This is a genomic window from Paenibacillus sp. MSJ-34 (assembly GCF_018918005.1).
Lineage (GTDB): Bacteria > Bacillota > Bacilli > Paenibacillales > Paenibacillaceae > MSJ-34.
Map to the genome: position 1 here is coordinate 1 of NZ_JAHLPR010000030.1, position 16,531 is coordinate 16,531.

11 protein-coding genes are annotated in these 16,531 nt (G+C 51.6%); 4 read left to right on the forward strand and 7 right to left on the reverse strand.

The window, feature by feature from the left end:
- The first annotated feature begins 183 nt into the window (after nt 1-183).
- Together KQI79_RS15835 and KQI79_RS15840 are read left to right on the forward strand one after the other, a co-directional pair.
- Nucleotides 184-1,392: a hypothetical protein gene (locus KQI79_RS15835; RefSeq protein WP_216539210.1), complete on the forward strand. Its 1,209-nt coding sequence runs from the start codon at nt 184-186 to the stop codon at nt 1,390-1,392.
- A 67-nt stretch (nt 1,393-1,459) separates the two neighbouring features.
- Complete coding sequence (locus KQI79_RS15840) at nt 1,460-2,089, forward strand: SAP domain-containing protein (RefSeq protein WP_216539211.1); 630 nt, start codon at nt 1,460-1,462, stop codon at nt 2,087-2,089.
- Nucleotides 2,090-2,269: 180 nt separating this feature from the next.
- On the opposite strand, the gene KQI79_RS15845 is transcribed toward KQI79_RS15840, so the two are convergent.
- A complete protein-coding gene (locus KQI79_RS15845; protein WP_216539212.1) occupies nt 2,270-3,292 on the reverse strand; it encodes a hypothetical protein in 1,023 nt (340 codons plus the stop codon).
- Nucleotides 3,293-3,676: 384 nt separating this feature from the next.
- Between KQI79_RS15845 and KQI79_RS15850 the strand changes: the two genes are divergently transcribed.
- Entirely contained in the window at nt 3,677-4,114 is a 438-nt protein-coding gene (locus KQI79_RS15850) for an NUDIX domain-containing protein (protein ID WP_216539213.1), read from the forward strand.
- Nucleotides 4,115-4,190: 76 nt separating this feature from the next.
- On the opposite strand, the gene KQI79_RS15855 is transcribed toward KQI79_RS15850, so the two are convergent.
- Nucleotides 4,191-5,402, reverse strand: coding sequence for a hypothetical protein (locus KQI79_RS15855; RefSeq protein ID WP_216539214.1), 1,212 nt, complete (start codon nt 5,400-5,402; stop codon nt 4,191-4,193).
- A gap of 160 nt (nt 5,403-5,562) precedes the next feature.
- On the opposite strand from KQI79_RS15855, the gene pepT reads away from it, so the two are divergent.
- The gene (gene pepT / locus KQI79_RS15860) at nt 5,563-6,795 is read left to right on the forward strand and encodes a peptidase T (protein WP_216539215.1); all 1,233 of its coding nucleotides are present in this window, start codon (nt 5,563-5,565) and stop codon (nt 6,793-6,795) included.
- 736 nt (nt 6,796-7,531) lie between these two features.
- On the opposite strand, the gene KQI79_RS15865 is transcribed toward pepT, so the two are convergent.
- The 5 genes from KQI79_RS15865 to KQI79_RS15885 form a co-directional block, all read right to left on the reverse strand.
- Entirely contained in the window at nt 7,532-9,484 is a 1,953-nt protein-coding gene (locus KQI79_RS15865; protein ID WP_216539216.1) for a GTP-binding protein, read from the reverse strand.
- A gap of 42 nt (nt 9,485-9,526) precedes the next feature.
- The gene (locus KQI79_RS15870) at nt 9,527-11,500 is read right to left on the reverse strand and encodes a tetratricopeptide repeat protein (RefSeq protein ID WP_216539217.1); all 1,974 of its coding nucleotides are present in this window, start codon (nt 11,498-11,500) and stop codon (nt 9,527-9,529) included.
- A gap of 233 nt (nt 11,501-11,733) precedes the next feature.
- Nucleotides 11,734-13,380 carry a response regulator gene (locus KQI79_RS15875; protein WP_216539218.1) on the reverse strand — a complete coding sequence of 549 codons (1,647 nt, stop codon included), beginning with the start codon at nt 13,378-13,380 and terminating at the stop codon, nt 11,734-11,736.
- A gap of 37 nt (nt 13,381-13,417) precedes the next feature.
- The gene (locus tag KQI79_RS15880) at nt 13,418-14,743 is read right to left on the reverse strand and encodes an ABC transporter substrate-binding protein (RefSeq protein ID WP_216539219.1); all 1,326 of its coding nucleotides are present in this window, start codon (nt 14,741-14,743) and stop codon (nt 13,418-13,420) included.
- Nucleotides 14,740-16,473: a cache domain-containing sensor histidine kinase gene (locus tag KQI79_RS15885; RefSeq protein WP_216539220.1), complete on the reverse strand. Its 1,734-nt coding sequence runs from the start codon at nt 16,471-16,473 to the stop codon at nt 14,740-14,742. Before KQI79_RS15885 ends, KQI79_RS15880 begins: the two co-directional genes overlap by 4 nt.
- Nucleotides 16,474-16,531: the final 58 nt, after the last annotated feature.

Sequence of the window (16,531 nt, forward strand, 5' to 3'; positions counted from 1 at the left end):
ACGTTGTCGACAAACATAACGATAGGATGATAGTGGGATGCTGACAAGTGTCTCTTTTTTGCATCTTAATTCGGCATTTTTACGCTGCAATATTAGGCATTTCTATTATGCAATAAACAAGCGGTTAGTCAAACTTTCGATGTGATGGGGGACAAACCATTTCATGTCAGTGGAATTTTTCAAGTGGAGTACCTTCAAAACGCAAAAGTCCAATTGTATGTAGATTTTATTAATGAAAATGGAGGATTTATTGGGGCTGATATTACAGAATGGAAAAGCACAGACGGTGGAAATATAACATTGTCTAGCCACGGAAAGGTTCCTTCCGCTGCGACCAAAGCAATAATTTACGCAATTCTGCGAGCCACGGAAGAGCAAGGAGCAGGAACTATCTTTGTCGATTCCATTCGATTTAGCTATGAAACCGATACAAATCTTTTATATAATCCGTATTTTGACTCGGATTTTAATCACGATATTTCAAGAGGGTGGAACAAAGCGGTTTGGACTACCGGCACTTCTCAATTTGAAGTCGCTCGCTTCGGCAACAACAACGCGCAAAAAATCGTCGCCTCCGCAATGAAAAGGAACGAGATGGTAGCTATTAGTCAAACCATTAAAGCGGAAAAAGAAAAAGATTATACTATAAGCGGGTTATTTAAAATCGATCAGTTGCAAGGATCGAAGGTTCAACTATACGTTGACTTTATTAATGAAACAGGGGAATTTGTGGGAGCCGACATAACGGAATATGAACATCTAACGTATGGACAGTTTATCGTATTGTCCAATTCCGGAAAAGTTCCTGAAGATGCAGAGAAGGCTATTGTGTATGCAATCATTCGCGGAATTAACGACCAAGCCTCTGGAAGTATTTATGTCGATTCGCTTCATTTCCAATATACCGTCGAACCGAATCTGTTATCAAATTCCGAGTTCAATATTTATCCGGGTGGTGACGAAATTGCCGACGCTTGGGATAAAGGAACATGGGGGGCTGACAATAGCGAGTTTCAAGTCCAGTTGGTTGACGGACAGCATTTACAAAAGATAATAGGCACCGGAATTGACAAAGACGGGGTGGTGGCCGTTTATCAACAGCTTAAAGTAAATGAGTTGGAAAATTTTAAAGTTGGGGGCTCATTTCATATACCTCATTTGGAGCGCTCGAAACTGCAATTATATGTGGATTTCTATGATGCAAATAATCAGTTCATTGGGGCAAATATTACCGAACATCTACATCCTACTCTTGATTATATTCGTTTGCAAAATCAAGGACAAGTACCGGAACATGCGGTAAGAGCCACTGTCTATGTCATAATTCGTGGGGTGGAGGATAAGGCTTCTGGAACTGTAAATGTTCATCAGGTTAGCTTTAGATATGTATGAGTAATCTAGAGGGATTCGTTTTGCTTAGAAGGTTAAGTTCTTTTTGGGTATATGGAGGTATACAGTAATGAACGACAGCAATCGTCCTGTTTTTTCGCTGAATATAACGGTACAAGAGTTCGACAATCACTATTGGTACAAGACGGAATTGATTGATATTTGTCGCCGCTGCCGTCTCCATGTTTCGGGAACAAAGGGAGAGCTGGAAGCGAGAATTCGCAATTTGCTGAAGGGGGAACGAGTCGACGATGCCCGCCGAGCGGCCGCAACCCGACGGCAAAGCCGGCAATTGCAAGAAATCACGCCGGAGACCAGGCTCATTCCCGAAGGATTCAAGTTTAATCGTCAGGCGAGGGAGTTTTTTGCCGCTTATTTCAAGCGGGACAAGTTTTCGTTTACGAAAGAAATGGCGGCAGCGCTGCGTGAAGCCGAACGCAATGACGATCACGACATGACGGTTGCCGATCTGATCGCGGTCTATGAAGGAAAGAGGCGCGTCGACAATCCTGACGAGTCAAGCTACCAATGGAACCGTTTCGTGCAGGATTTCAATCGGGATCCGCAGTCGAGACAGATCGGCCATAACCGGATGCGGATTGCGGCGGAATTATGGAAGCACGTACGGGACAACCCGGGGGACAAACGGTATTCCCCGGAGCTTTTGACCGAATATTTGAACCGCTCGCGCCAGACATGAGGACTTGATCCAAGGAAGCCATTACATCCGATTGAGTTCCCTTCGCATGATAACCATAGAGTTTTAGACTAACATTTGAGTTAGCGCGGCAAAAAACAACCGTCCGAGACGGTTGTTCTCTTCAACCACGAGGGGAATAGCTTGATTTAAATCATAGTTTGCAATCGATGCTCTCCTTTCTTATTTTAATTTCCAGGATAGGACTATTTTCTCGAATTCATTTTCGTTTAGTTCATCAGACTGATCGGCTTCGATGAAAATAACGGTTTCGTCTAAAAAAATGTAGCAATATTGTTTGATTACCGATTTCGATGTTTCTGTTTCGATACCGGATACATACGAGATGTTGGCGGGATGGCCATGTATCTCAACATCCTTCGAATCTATAACCTTTAATTCGGAATAATAATTTCGCTGCAAATTCATCTTGTCCAAGAACGCCTGCCTATCTTCGGCAAGAACGGTTTGTTGAAGATTCGTGACACCTAGAGCAGGTTCGCCTGCAGGAACAGGGAACACACCGCCTTTACTGTATAGCTCCAATAAGCCGTATTGTTTTGACAGCTTCCAATCGGTTGGCAAGTCAAGCGAATAGTATGTATCCGATTCGGAGGATGTACCCACCCATCGGAAGGAGGCCAGCATGTTAGTAATTTGATCTTCAATGAGGGTAAATTGCTCTTCCGGAGCGGCTACCTGGATTTGTCCTATTTTTTGCTCCTCACTTTCCAGTAGATAAATCCATTGCGTATACGAGAACCCATCCTTAACGAGACTGCATTTGAGGAGAAGCGCCCGGGCTTTCTTGGCAGTATGTAATATCTCTTTTGAAACGAGCTCTAACCCTTTGGTTTGCAGCGTGTCTGCGGTGAACAGATTGTCAAAATAGTTAATGGCTTGCGTTCCATCAGGTACGGGAAGTTCCATGACCAAAATACTGGTTTGGTGGGTTAGGCTCTCATAACTGACAAATCCGCTTGCTTGCTGAAAATCACCCACTGGAGCAAAGCTCAAGGATGTTCCCGGAATGGTCACATATCCGTCTTCTGGTTCAGCCTTCGTTTCTTCCATCTGGACAAGCGTTACGGGTTTTTCCGAAGCAGCCGAACCGGAATTGCTGCTGTCGCCGGTAGTGGCGGGAGATGAGCCACAGCCTACTAATAAAGATAATAAAGCAATAAGTGTCATTACCTTGTTGTACACGAGATTCCGCCTTTCATAATCATCATCATATTTGGATGGTAAAGATGCTTCTACAATATATCGGAAAGTAACAGTCGACTTTTGATACTTGTACCAGGCGGGTAGAGTGAAAGAAAGTAGAGGGTTTTAAAATGGTTTACCGGGTATTCATGCCATAGGTTGAATTTCGGTTGCCTTTTCGGTAATATAAAACATGAACTGGAAAACTGCAGCTAGGGTTCCGCCGTTGTTGCTTGCGGGTCTGCGACCGAGGGCTGCATCTTTTGCGCCATGCAAAAGGCACCTATTGACATAAAAGGTCCGAGGGGAAAGGTTCAGCGTATTTGTGATGCGTTGAAATCTTTCTTCTCGGATTTTTGTTATTTTAGAGGAGGCAGGAGAGGTATGAAAATCGATGAAATTCGGCCGGGCGTGGCCGTGATCGTGATGGACGGGAACAATCGGGTATTGCTGCAAAAACGTTCCGACGTTGGGTTATGGGGAATCCCGTCGGGTCATGTGGAGCCGGGAGAAACGGTGGCCGAAGCCGCGGTGCGGGAAGTCCGCGAAGAAACGAATTTGCATATACGTATTTTGAAGCTAATAGGCGTTTACTCCGAACCGAGTTCTCAAGTGTTTGTTTATCCGAACGGGAGAACGGTACATTTTGTAACGACATGTTTTTTAGCCGATATCGTAGGGGGAGAGCTTCGCTGCAACTCTGCGGAATCGCTGGACGTCGCATTTTTCCCTGTAACCGATTTGCCTTCAGGGCTGCTGAATATGCATCCTAGATGGTTGGAGGATGCGCTTGCGCATTGTGAACGAGCCTTTATTCGTTAAGTATCGGCGGTCATGGCGAGGCAAAAAAAGGGAGGCTCATCGGCCTCCCGCATGCCGCTAATACTAGCGGCTTCTCTTATTCATTCCATTCGATCGTTTGCAATTCCTTCGTTGTGCCGTTGAAAACCGCTAAACGGCCGTTCCCCAACCATAATGCCCGGATATCTTGGAGACCCGACACGCCAACGATCCACTCCAGCGGATCGGCAGCGGCGATCCGGAATCCGTTGTTTTTGTCCAACCAGGAATAGAAATAGCCGTCGGCCTCCAGACTCATATACCGCTGGTCCCGATCGACAAGCGATTGAACTTTTTTGCCGTTCTCGATTTTATATACCGCTTGTTGCTTGTAATCGTAGTCGAACAGATGGCTTCCCGTCGCCTTATAAGGCGTGAAACCTTCGGATTTCGCCACCCACTGCTGCTTGCCTTGCGGGGAGTAAGAATAGAGCTTGAACCATTCCGCGCCGTTCAACCGTTTGGACATCATCACCGCATACGAGCCGTCCTCTAGGAAGAACGTGTCCCAATACGACTCGTTCGGATATTTGGCTTGGGCGATCAATTTGTTCTGTTCGTTTTTCAAGCTGACAGTGACTTCGAATCCGCCTTTTGCGTTTTTGGAAGTAACGTAGACGTATTTGTTATGGCCGAATTGCTGCAATGTCCCGGAAGCGGTTTTGGACTGGGCGAGCTTTCCTTCCGAATCGTAATAGCTCAGCTTGGAAGAACCGCCAGTACTGTAAGCGACGAGCAGCGTTCCGTTCGGCATGATCCAATAGTTCCATGCGAAGAAGGTGCCTTTGGTGGGCAAGGGGTGAGTAACATGCCGCGTAATGGCGCCGGTCTGCGCGTCGACGGTATGCAGACTCATCGTCTTCTTGTCTTTCGTTTCCGTTTCCAGCAAAATTTCGCCGTTCGCCTCCACTTTTACGGGCGTTCTCTTGATATTATATTTGGTACCGAACGAGGTACGCCATTTCGTTTGGCCTGTGTCGATCTCCACCGCTTTGAAGAGGAGCTCCTCCGCTTCGGTTTCATAGGCAACGATGAGCAGCTTGCCGGACGGGTCTTTAAACCAGCCCAATAAATAATAGATTTCCGATTGCTGCAAGTTCCATAACTGCGAGTAGGATGCAGGCTGCCATTGCCCCGATGAAGCCGGCACTTCGATGGCGATCTCTTCCGTATCTCCGGGTAGGGTGGCGTGAACGGTTTGACCGGCGGCTGGCAGAACCAACAGTATAGATAGCGCCAAGGCAAAACATTGTGATATCCATTTGTTCATTTTCGATCAATCTCCTTCCGTATCAGCTATGCTTACATATCGGCATGACGCAGGTCTAATTGAATAGATCGAAATGGTTCCGCTTAGGATCCGGTGGAGTATTGCAGCATCGTTCGTGTTAATATATAAAGAGATAAAAAGCGACTGGAGTGATGATGCATTGAAAAACGAGATCATTCAACGGTTTACGACCTATGTCAAAGTCGACACGCAGTCCAATGACGAGAGCGATGCTTGTCCGACTACGCTCGGGCAGCTTGAACTGGCGCGCATGCTTGTGGATGAATTGCAAGAGATCGGCATGGAAGAGGTGACAATGGACGAGAACGGATACGTTATGGCCACCTTGCCCTCGAATACGGAGAAAGATGTGCCTACGATCGGGTTTCTGGCCCATATGGATACGGCGACCGATTTTACCGGGGCGGGCGTGAATCCGCAAATCGTCGAGAACTATGACGGAAACGATATCGTTCTGAACAAGGCGCTCAATGTGGTGCTGTCGCCGCAAGATTTCCCGGAATTGGCAGGGTACATAGGCCATACGCTCATTACGACCGACGGAACAACGCTGCTCGGAGCGGACGATAAAGCGGGGATCGCCGAGATTATGACCGCGATGGCGCATCTGATACGGCATCCCGAGATCAAGCATGGCAAGATTAGGGTCGGCTTCACGCCGGACGAGGAGATCGGAAGAGGTCCGCATCGCTTCGACGTGGCCGCTTTCGGCGCCCGTTACGCCTATACGATGGACGGGGGACCGCTCGGGGAACTGGAATATGAAAGCTTCAATGCCGCCGAAGCCAAAATTACGGTCAAAGGGAAAAACGTGCATCCCGGAACGGCGAAAGGCAAAATGGTAAACGCCGCCAAAATCGCCATGGAACTGCACGGCAAATTGCCTGCGCAGGAAGCGCCGGAATATACGGAAGGCTATGAAGGCTTCTATCATCTAGTCTCCATTAGCGGGAATGTAGAAGTGACGCAGATGCGCTATATTATTCGCGACTTCGACAGGGAAAAGTTCAACGGCCGCAAATCTTTTATGGAAAAGATCGTCGCAGACCTGCAAACGGCTTACGGTGCGGAAAATATCATCTTGGACATGAAAGATCAATATTATAACATGCGGGAAAAGATAGAACCGGTCAAGGAAATCGTCGACATCGCTTATGAAGCGATGCAAAATCTGGGCATTCGCCCGATCGTTAACCCGATTCGCGGCGGCACGGACGGTTCGCAGCTTTCGTATATGGGGCTGCCGACACCGAATATTTTCACCGGCGGCGAAAATTATCACGGCAAGTTCGAATATGTGTCGGTCGATAATATGGTCAAGGCGACGAATGTCATTATCGAAATCGCGAAACTGTTCGAACAGAAGGCTTGAGCGCTGTTTGCCGCAAGAGGCGAGCGCCGTGACGGCGAAGGGAGGGGCTGTTCCTTTTAGGGGGCAGCCTCTTTGCTATGGGCGGTCTGTGCCGCGAGGGCATGTGGCACGGGATGTTGTGCGTGGGGGGAACTGCGTGGCGGGTTGAAGGCTCAGCGCGTAGGCGTGCGTGTGATACGTGGATCGCAGGCTGGCAGGACTAGCGGCGAGGTGTGGTGCGGGACGTTGGACGCGTGGGCAGAGTGCCGCGAAGCGCCGCAGGTTCGAGCTCTCGTTCGGGAGTAGCTGCAATTATCCATTTAAATTTATAAAAATAGGGGGCCAACGTGGTAGTAACTGCAAAAATCCAGTTATTTCCGGGCGTTTGTGCCATTTTGTCGATTTAGCGAGGGTAGCAAATGGATATTTGCAGTAATTTCGCTCGAAATTGTCCCGATCCGGAAAAATAGATGGAAAATTGCAGCTACTGGGTGTGGTGCGACCAATAGTGCTGGCGTCGAGCATAATGTATATTAGAGTAACGTCGAACGTGTACGTCCATTATCGTAACACCGAGCATGTGCGTGGATTAACAATTATAGCGAACATGTGTACATTAGAGCAACACTGAGCATGTGCATACATTAGCGTAACATCGAGTATGTGAGCGCATTAGCATAACATCGAGCAAGTGCCTCCTATAAGCGGCAATGGTGCCTCCACCCTTGCCGCAACGCCGCCCGCTCCCCGAAGCGCGCTAACAGTGCATATGGCGCTCCGCTTCGTCCCACGGCACGACATACCCTTGTCCCTTCGAGCAGAAGATGGACGAGGACGTGTACGCCGGGTCGGCGTCTTTGTTGTACGCTTTCCTCGCGATCACTTCCTCCGGGTTATGGCACTTGCCGTAACCTCCGAACGCCAGCCGGATCGAGCCCTTCCCTTGCGTAAACGAAGCGAGCTCGGCGCTATAACGGATAAACGTGGCGACCGGAACTTTCCCGGTAATGACGGCTTTGCCGCCGGAGAACTCGGGCGGATCGAACGTGCCGTGCGCCTTCTGCATATCTGTCATGACCCTTCCCATATCGTCGGCGTCGACTCGTATTTTCACATCGTAATAGGGTTCGAGCAGTACGTTGTCCGCTTGCTCCAGCCCTTGCCGCAGCGCGCGGAACGTCGCCTCCCGGAAATCGCCCCCGCTCGTGTGCTTGTTATGCGCCCGGCCTTTCAACAACGTAATGCGCATGTCCGTGACCGGCGCTCCCGTAAGCAGCCCGTGATGATCGCGCTCATGCACATGCTGCTCGACCGCATGCTGATAATTGACCGTTAACACGTCGGGGTGGCAGTTGTTCTCGAATACGATTCCGCTGCCGGGCGGAGCGGGCTCCAGCCTTAGATGCACCTCGGCGTAATGGCCCAGCGGTTCGAAATGGCCGCAGCCGGTCACAGCGGATGCGATCGTTTCCTTATACAATATTTCCGGCGTATCGAACGACACGTCGATATGAAACCGCTCCTTGACCACCTGCTCCAGCACCTCGAGCTGAATGACGCCCATGACATGAAGGTGAATTTCCTGCAAATGCTCGTCCCATACGACACGGAGGGAAGGATCCTCGGCATCCAGCAGACGGAAGCATCGCAGCACTTCCTTCGGGTGCAAGGAAGGAGGATAGACGACTTTCGAGACAAGCGTCGGTACGATCTCGTACACCGCCTGTTGCCGCAGCGCGCCAATCCCGTCGCCGATCGAGACGGCCGACAATCCGGTGACCGCGAATAGCTGTCCGGCTTCCACCCGATCCGTGTTGTCATATTTATGGCCGTTATAGATTCGAATGGATGTCACTTTCTCCGCGATCGCCTGCTCCGTTCCTGCGGCGCTGACGATTTCATCCCGGATGTGCAGCGTGCCGCGCAGCGCTTTAATAAAAGCAATGCGGGCGCCTTGTTCGTCGTGGCGGATTTTGTAGACCAAGCCCGCAAAATCGCCCTGATTCGAATAATGGCATACCGTCCAACGGTCGAGCTGCTCCAGAAACTCCGCAATGCCGATATCCAGCAAAGCGGAGCCGCAGGCGCAAGGAAACAGCCGCCGTTCGTTTACCATGCTCTTCATCGCTTCCAACCAGGCATCCCGGTCATAAGCCTCTTCCATATATAGCTCCAGCAGCTTGTCGTCGCGCTCGGCGATGAATGCGATCAATTCGTCGTCCATGCGTCCATCATCGTTCAAGGAGGCGACATCGCACACATCCGGGGTCAAGTTCAACCGGATCTCATCCGTCACCCGCCGGACATCCGCCCCGATCCGATCCGTCTTGTTAATAAAGAACAAAGTCGGCACCTTATGCTTGCTTAACAAATGCCAAACCGTCTCCGTATGGCCCTGCACGCCTTCGACCGCGCTTACGACAACGATCGCGTAATCCATCACTTGGACGGCCCGCTCCATTTCCGCGGAGAAGTCGACATGTCCCGGCGTGTCGATCAGCGTATAGGTTTTGCCTTTATAGCGCATTTCGGCCTGATCCGCAAAGATCGTAATGCCGCGTTCCTTCTCGAGTTCGTGTCCGTCCAGGAAAGATTGGCGGTCGTCTACCCGTCCCCGGGTTCGAATGCTGTTCGTATGAAAGAGCAACTGCTCGGCCAACGTCGTTTTGCCTGCGTCCACATGGGCGAACATGCCGATCGTAATGTTCATGGGAGACACCTCGTACCTCGTAGTGAATGATGATGTATAAAACTAGTTCAAATACCGTCCGGTTTGGCTGTACATTTCGGATAACCGGACCGAGGCCGTCTCAATGACGTCTTCGTCCAGCCCGTTCAACTCGCGCAACTGCTCCAGCTTCCGCTCAAGCGGCGTTGCGGCGTCGAGGTATAGCCCCCATTGCACGAGACAATCGATGCACGCTTCGAATTCGATCCGGTTGAAATGGATATAAGCTTTATAGAGATATGTCCGGGCATGGAAGGAATCGATAGACAGTACGCGATTGAACATTTTGAGCGCAAGATCTTCTTCCGCCATGCTGTAATAAATGAGCCCCAAGTTATAATAGCCGCCGATCGAATCGGGATGCATGCGAATGAAGTCTTCGGCGTCCGACTTCGCTTCCTCGTACCGGTCCGACAAGTAGTGAATATATCCTCGAAGACTGTACAGAATCGAATAGGAAGGATCCGCCTTCAAGCCGGCGGTGCAATCTTCGGCCGCCTGGTCAAGCTCGTTCAATTCAAGACGGCATTCGGCGCGTGCTTCATAGAGAGCCGGATCGCCGGGATTCAGCTCGATCGCTTTCGTAAACGCCTCTGCGGCAAAATCCCATCGCTCCATCGCTTTCAATACGTATCCCATCGCCTTCCGGTAATAAGCCGTCTCCGGCAATTCGGCATCCGCCGCGGCGGCTTCCTGCAAGTCGACCCAGGCTTCGTCATATTTATCGAGCTTATAATACAGATAGCTTCTTTTCATGAAAACTTCCGCATCGGCCGATAGCTCCAATGCCCGCGTATAGGAGGCGACGGCTTGAGATTCCCGTTCCAACGCATGATAGATTTCGCCTTGCTGGACATAATTCAGCGGGTCGTCATCCTCCAGTTCCAGCAGCCTTTGGTTCACAGGCAAGGCTTCTTCGTATCGCTCCAAGCGGCAATACGAATCCGCCAGCCAGTAGCAGGCGACCGGGGATTCCTCGAATTTGCCGTTCAATTCGAGCAACACCTGCAAGGAACGCTCCTCTTGCTCCTGTCGACGGTATAGCAGCGCTTTTTCATAGTAAGCCTTGAGCAAGCCGGGGTCCGCTTCCAGCGCCCGATTCAAGTCCTGCTCGGCCTCGTTCCATTTGTCGCTCAGCCGATGGAAAATTCCACGCTTCAAGTACAACTCCGCCACGCCCGGGTAAAGCCGGAGCGCTTGGCTGATCGCGTCGGCCGCCAGATCGAATTCCTTCTTTTGCGCGTATAGATCGGATAAATCCATGCGGAATGAATAGGAATTGCGGATTTGCTGCCGAAAAGTTTGGAACGCGCCGTAGCTGTAATTCGTTTTTTGGATGAGCAAGGAGAGGCCGTGATCGGGCTTGGATTCGAATACATCCGCCATTTCGATTCCTTGGAGCAAATAGCGGATCGCTTCGTCCACTTCTCCGGCGGCGTCAAGCGCTCTGGCCATCCCCAAATAATAAACGGGAATATCCCTTCCGGCATACGACAAGGTTTGGCGGAAGGCGTCGACCGCTTCATGAAACTTGCCGCTCTCGTAATAGACCATCGCCAATTCGTAGTACGTCGTGACGACCGTATCCTCGTCTTCCCGCTTGATGCTTTCGTGCAAATCGCGGACCGCTTCGTCGTATCTGGCCAAATCGCGGTACGTAATGCCGCGGGTATACCAGGGCAAATACGAATCCGGTTCCCGCTTGATCACTTCGTCCAAATCGAGCAGCGCTTCCTCTTTCCGCCCCATTTCGCGGAGAATATGCGCTCTTCTCTCGTAAGCCGATATGGCGTTCGTTTGCTCGATGACGGCTCCGATTCTTTGCAGCGCCTCTTCGGGGCGATCGAGATTATGCAAAATTTCCGCGATCTCAAGCTTTTGCCAAAGGGCTGTCGCCTCCGATTCCCCCTTCAAGTAATATTTTGCGGCCAATTCGATCTTCTTTTTGCGAAAATAACGCTGTCCCAACCGGACATACCATTTTTTGACGAATCCCATGTTGAACACTCCTATGTATTGGTGGGAATCCTTTCCCAAGGTCAATTTTGCGGCATACTTGCTTGAACAGCCTCATCAGTTCGTTTTACATCATAATATGCTAACAGATCATAATGATAATATCGACAACTATGTTGTAATTTTTTTGCGCATAGGAGATGTTCGTGCAGATTCGAAATCAACCGAAGCAAAAGAACCGCCCTGCAGCGCGCGCTGCCTGACGGTTCTTTGTTTCAAGCGCCCGGGCGGTTCGGCCCGGTTTCGCTGCCGTTCGAACGTTTCGCCCCCGCATGCTTCTCCCGATATTCGGAGGGCGTCATGCCGACGAGCTTCTTGAACACTTGGGTGAAATAGCGCGGGTCTTGATACCCGACGAGCGGTGCGACCTGAAACACCTTCACTTCCGAATGGAGCAAAATAAAACAAGCTTTGTCCATGCGAACCCGCGTTACATATTCCAGGAAGGTGCAGCCTGTCGCCTGTTTGAATAAGGTGCAAAAATAACTGCAGCTCATCTGCGCCAGTTCGGCCACCTCTTCGATGCCGATATCCTGCTGGTAATGGGTCTCGATATACCGCTTGGCTTTCCCGATCATGGCGGCTCCGTCTTCCTTGGAGCGGGATGCCGCCGCAAGGCCGATCCAAACGGAGAGGCTCTTCTCCAAGATGCGAATCATCTCTTGCAGCGTTGACGCCTGTTCCAAGTCGATATAAGCTTCGTACAATACGTCGTTGGGGACGGATGGAATGAGCGCGAACTGCCGCTGCGCGATGACGGCTATTTCGAACAATATTCGTTTCGCCGTTTCCTTCGTCGCTTCCGAGCGGATCAAATGATCGTACACATTGTGCAACGCGCGTTTGGCTCCGGCTTCGTCCAATAGTTTGACCGCATCGGTTAAACGCTTCTCCTCGGCCGCCGGATAGGCCGGCGCGATCGCCCCGCCCGGGTTGTCGGCCTCATGGACGAAAACCTGCTGCATACCGTCGATAAATTGCCGGTATAATGCGTGTACGGCTTGCCGGTAGCAAGTTCGCAATTGTTGGAAACCGGTATGGGCGCGGCTCATGCCGACGGAGCAGGTTAATTTGGCATTGGTCTGCATCGCCTGGACGATATCCCGCCCCAGCTCGCGCTTTTCGTTCAACGGCATCTCCGGAAACAACAGCACCCATTCCCCGCTATAATACGGAAATACGGTGAAACAACCTTTTTGCGACCCCAATTCCTTCAAAATGTTGTCCGCCGCGAAATACCATAACCGCTTTTCTTCCGCTTTCCATCGGCCCGATACCGATTGCATCCGGTCCAACTGCACCAACGCGAGAAAGAAAGGGGTCTCCAGCATATCCAGGTTCGCCCCTTCCTCCAAAATCGGCGAAGGCGCCTGGCCGTCCATCATTTCCGTATACAGCCGCTCCTGGGCGATGGCGGACAGCCGTTTTAAGGAATGGCGAAGCTGTTCTTGCCGCATCCTGTGGATATGGTATTCGTCCAACTCGAGCTTCGCTTTCCGAACGATATTCTCCAACTCTTCATGGTCGATCGGCTTGAGGATATAATCGAACGCGCCGAAGCGCAAAGCCTCCCTGGCATATTCGAATTCCCCGTAGCCGCTCACCACGATGAAAATCGGTTCTTTCCCTTTATGATTCTTCATCGTCTCTCGCATAAAGGCGATGCCGTCGACGATCGGCATCCGGATATCGCTAACGATCAGATCAGGCGCAAGTTGCCGCGCCGCGTCCAATGCTTCCTTGCCGTTGCGCGCTTCGCCGACGATTTCCATTCCCCAGTCCGCCCAAGGGATCGCGATCTTCAAACTTTCGATAATGATCGGCTCGTCGTCCACGAGCAGTACGCGATACGTACGCTCCATGCCGCACCCTCCTTTCTCTTCCGCAAGCCGCCTTGCCTTACCGGCTGCTCCTCAATCTCCAGTAATTTTGCGCCGCTTGCTCAAGCTTCTTTAGTCCTTCGTCCGGCTGCAATCGCCGATCGACGATATCGGCAACGATATGCAGAAACTTCTGTTTCACTTCCGGCGGCAGCATATTGTCGTAAGGAACGAATTTGGCTTCGGTTTGTTCCGTCAGCCGGATGACCTGGCTGAAGACGGGACCCGCCGTTTGCATATCCGCAAGGCCCGACATCGCCGGAATCCGGTATGCTTCGTTCATCAGCCTTCGCTGAACGTCCGGGCGATACATTTCGGCGAGGAAGGCGAGCGCCGCTTCTTGCTTGCTCTCGTTCAAAGCGGAGGACAGTCCGATGCCGACCGTATATCCTCCCGCGAGCGCTTGCGGATCTCCAGGCCGGATGACGGGGAAGGGGATCACGCCCACGTCGTCCATGAAATGTTGCGGAAACAGCGTAATATCCCAATTTCCGTTTACATACATCGCCGCCTTGCCTTCGGTAAACAAATCGACGGCTTCCTCCGTATCGATGAGATTGGGATTGGCCGGAAAGGCTCCCAATCCGGCCATTTCGTACAAGGATTCCAGTGCGAGCAGATAGTCCGGGTTATCGAAGGAAGCTTCCCCTTTCAGAACGCTTTCGAACCGTTTCGAACCTACCTGCCGATCCATCAAATAATGCGCATAAATGCCGGCGGGCCATTGCGCTTCGTTGCCGAGCGCAAACGGAATGATCCGCTGCCGTTTCAGGGCGGGAATCAGTTCCATCAGTTCGTCGACGGTGCGCGGCGGGGACAGCCCGAATCTTTCGAACATCGTTTTGTTGTAAAACAGCGGTTCGGCATTCCCTTCGAACGGCAGCCCGTATACTTTTCCGTCAAACGTCCATAAGCTTAAATCCGAAAATTGATCCTTCATTCCCCGTTCCTCGATAAATCCGGTCAAATCCAGCAGGCGCCCGGCTCGGACATAAGGCTCGATTTCGGCGCCGCCGAACAGGGAGAAAATATCGGGCGGACGCCCGGTAACCATCTCGCTCTTCAATTTCTGCTCCCGGTGAATCGTCTGATCCAGACCTTCAAAGTCGATCTTGATCCAAGGATGCTCGGCTTCGAATTCGTCGATGACTTGACGGAAAATCCGCTCCACCGGTTTATCGTGCTCCCCGACCCAGAAATGCCGGAAAGTTAGCGTTACTTTCTCCTCGACGGCCGACGTCTGGGAGCTGCCGGGCAATACGCCGCATCCCGCCAACGCGAGCAGCGCCATGACCACGCCCGACAAGATCGCGATAAGCCTGATTCGAATACGGCGGCGGTTCATACTTGATCCCTCCCCGCGTGCTCGACCTTCGGAATCCGGATGCGGATGACCGTCCCGCACCCTTCGGCCGAACATACGATCAATCCGTAAGGCGGACCGTATTGCATGCGGATTCGTTCGTAAACGTTCTTCAGGCCGACGCCGCTATTTTTATATTTCGTTCCCGCAGCCGGAGAGAACCGGTCGCGCTCGAATTGCGCAAGATCGAATCCGAGCCCGGTATCGGCTACTTCGATAGCGAGATCCTGTCCGAGATCAAACGCTTCGATGCGGATGAAACCGGAATGCTCCATCGTTTCGATGCCGTGATATAAGGCGTTCTCCACAAGCGGCTGAACGATCAGCCGCAGCGTTAACAGATGTTCGAGAGACGGCGGGCACGCGATCGTATAATCGAATTTATCGCGAAACCGCATCTTTTGAATATTCAAGTAATGCTTGACATGCTCCAACTCCATCTTGAGCGGAATGCTCTCCACATTCTCGCTAATGCTGATCCGCAGCAGCTTGCCGAGCGATATGACCATGCGGCTAATATCGCGGTTGCCCGCCAGCACCGCCATCGAATTGATCGATTCCAGCGAGTTGTAGATGAAATGCGGGTTGATCTGGGCGACCAGAGCCTGCATTTCCGCTTCCTTCTTGCGCCGCTGCTCCGTCTCGACCTCGCGCAGCAAGTCGTGGATTTGCACGATCATTTGATTGAACCCGTCGATCAGCAATTTGCTCTCGTCTTTCCAGCGGGTCGGGGAGCGCAGTTGGATAAAATGGCCCTGCTCCACTTTCTTCATGCCTCTGGCGCTAATAATTATCGTATTGATTAACGGCCGGATAAATTTCCGTTCGAACAAGAAGCCCGTCAGCAAAGAAAACAAAATCAGCCCGACGGCGATATTGCGGATCGTCCGCGGTTCGCGCTGCAGTTCCTTCAGCGGAGTTACCGCCGCAAGCACCCAGTTCTCATGGGCGGAGGGAACGGTCGTGAGCATCGATTTCTCTCCGTCGAAGCCGGTAATGATATCGCTATGCCCGACGAAAGGGCTTGCCAAGGAGGCCGAAATGACGCTGCCGGTATTGTTGCCCGACTTGTCGAATACGACGTGCCCAGTCCGGTTCAACAGCAAAATATCGCTGCCCGCCACCGTATTCGTCCCCCATAGCGCCTGCTCCAACACATCCGGCTTGACCGTAATGACGATCGCTCCGATATCTTCGAGCGAATAAAATTCTTTGACGACGCGGGCATGGATCAATACCGGGCTGCCTGTCCGGTACGTTCCGTTCTCGCCGGGGCCGAGCCATAACGGCCGGCCTTGGAGATCGAGCATCCGCGGGTACCACGGGGCGTCCGAGAGGGGAGAGGGATCGGTATGGCCGGTCGTGCTGTATATGAGCCGTTTGTTGGAATACAGCTGAAAGGAGGTGATTTTCGGATGCGCCATAATCAGATTGTTCAGTTTCTGGGCGAGTTCGCTTTCGACGCGGTCCGGCGGCTGCTTCAGCAATTGCTGCAAATCCGGCTGAATGATCGCCATATCCGAGACCGCGCTAATCTCGTTCAGTGCGTAGTCAAGCTTGCGGTCGGTATCCTGCAGCGATACCGTATAGAAATTGTCCGTTTTGTTCTCGATCGTGCGCGAGTAAATGGAATAGGAAACGGTCCCCATAATAATGACCGGTATGAAGACGAGCAATATAATCGCGATTCGGAATTTCAGCTGCAAATGCATACCGGCCACCCTTTCGTTAGCGCTTTCCTAATCATTTCGCGATTCGTCAATCGATTTC

Excerpts from the sequence above, each read along its gene's own strand:
- KQI79_RS15840 (WP_216539211.1), top strand. The coding sequence starts at position 1,460 with ATGAACGACAGCAATCGTCCTGTTTTTTCGCTGAATATAACGGTACAA.
- KQI79_RS15850 (WP_216539213.1), top strand. The coding sequence starts at position 3,677 with ATGAAAATCGATGAAATTCGGCCGGGCGTGGCCGTGATCGTGATGGAC.
- KQI79_RS15855 (WP_216539214.1), bottom strand. The coding sequence starts at position 5,402 with ATGAACAAATGGATATCACAATGTTTTGCCTTGGCGCTATCTATACTG.
- KQI79_RS15865 (WP_216539216.1), bottom strand. The coding sequence starts at position 9,484 with ATGAACATTACGATCGGCATGTTCGCCCATGTGGACGCAGGCAAAACG.
- KQI79_RS15870 (WP_216539217.1), bottom strand. The coding sequence starts at position 11,500 with ATGGGATTCGTCAAAAAATGGTATGTCCGGTTGGGACAGCGTTATTTT.
- KQI79_RS15875 (WP_216539218.1), bottom strand. The coding sequence starts at position 13,380 with ATGGAGCGTACGTATCGCGTACTGCTCGTGGACGACGAGCCGATCATT.
- KQI79_RS15880 (WP_216539219.1), bottom strand. The coding sequence starts at position 14,743 with ATGAACCGCCGCCGTATTCGAATCAGGCTTATCGCGATCTTGTCGGGC.
- KQI79_RS15885 (WP_216539220.1), bottom strand. The coding sequence starts at position 16,473 with ATGCATTTGCAGCTGAAATTCCGAATCGCGATTATATTGCTCGTCTTC.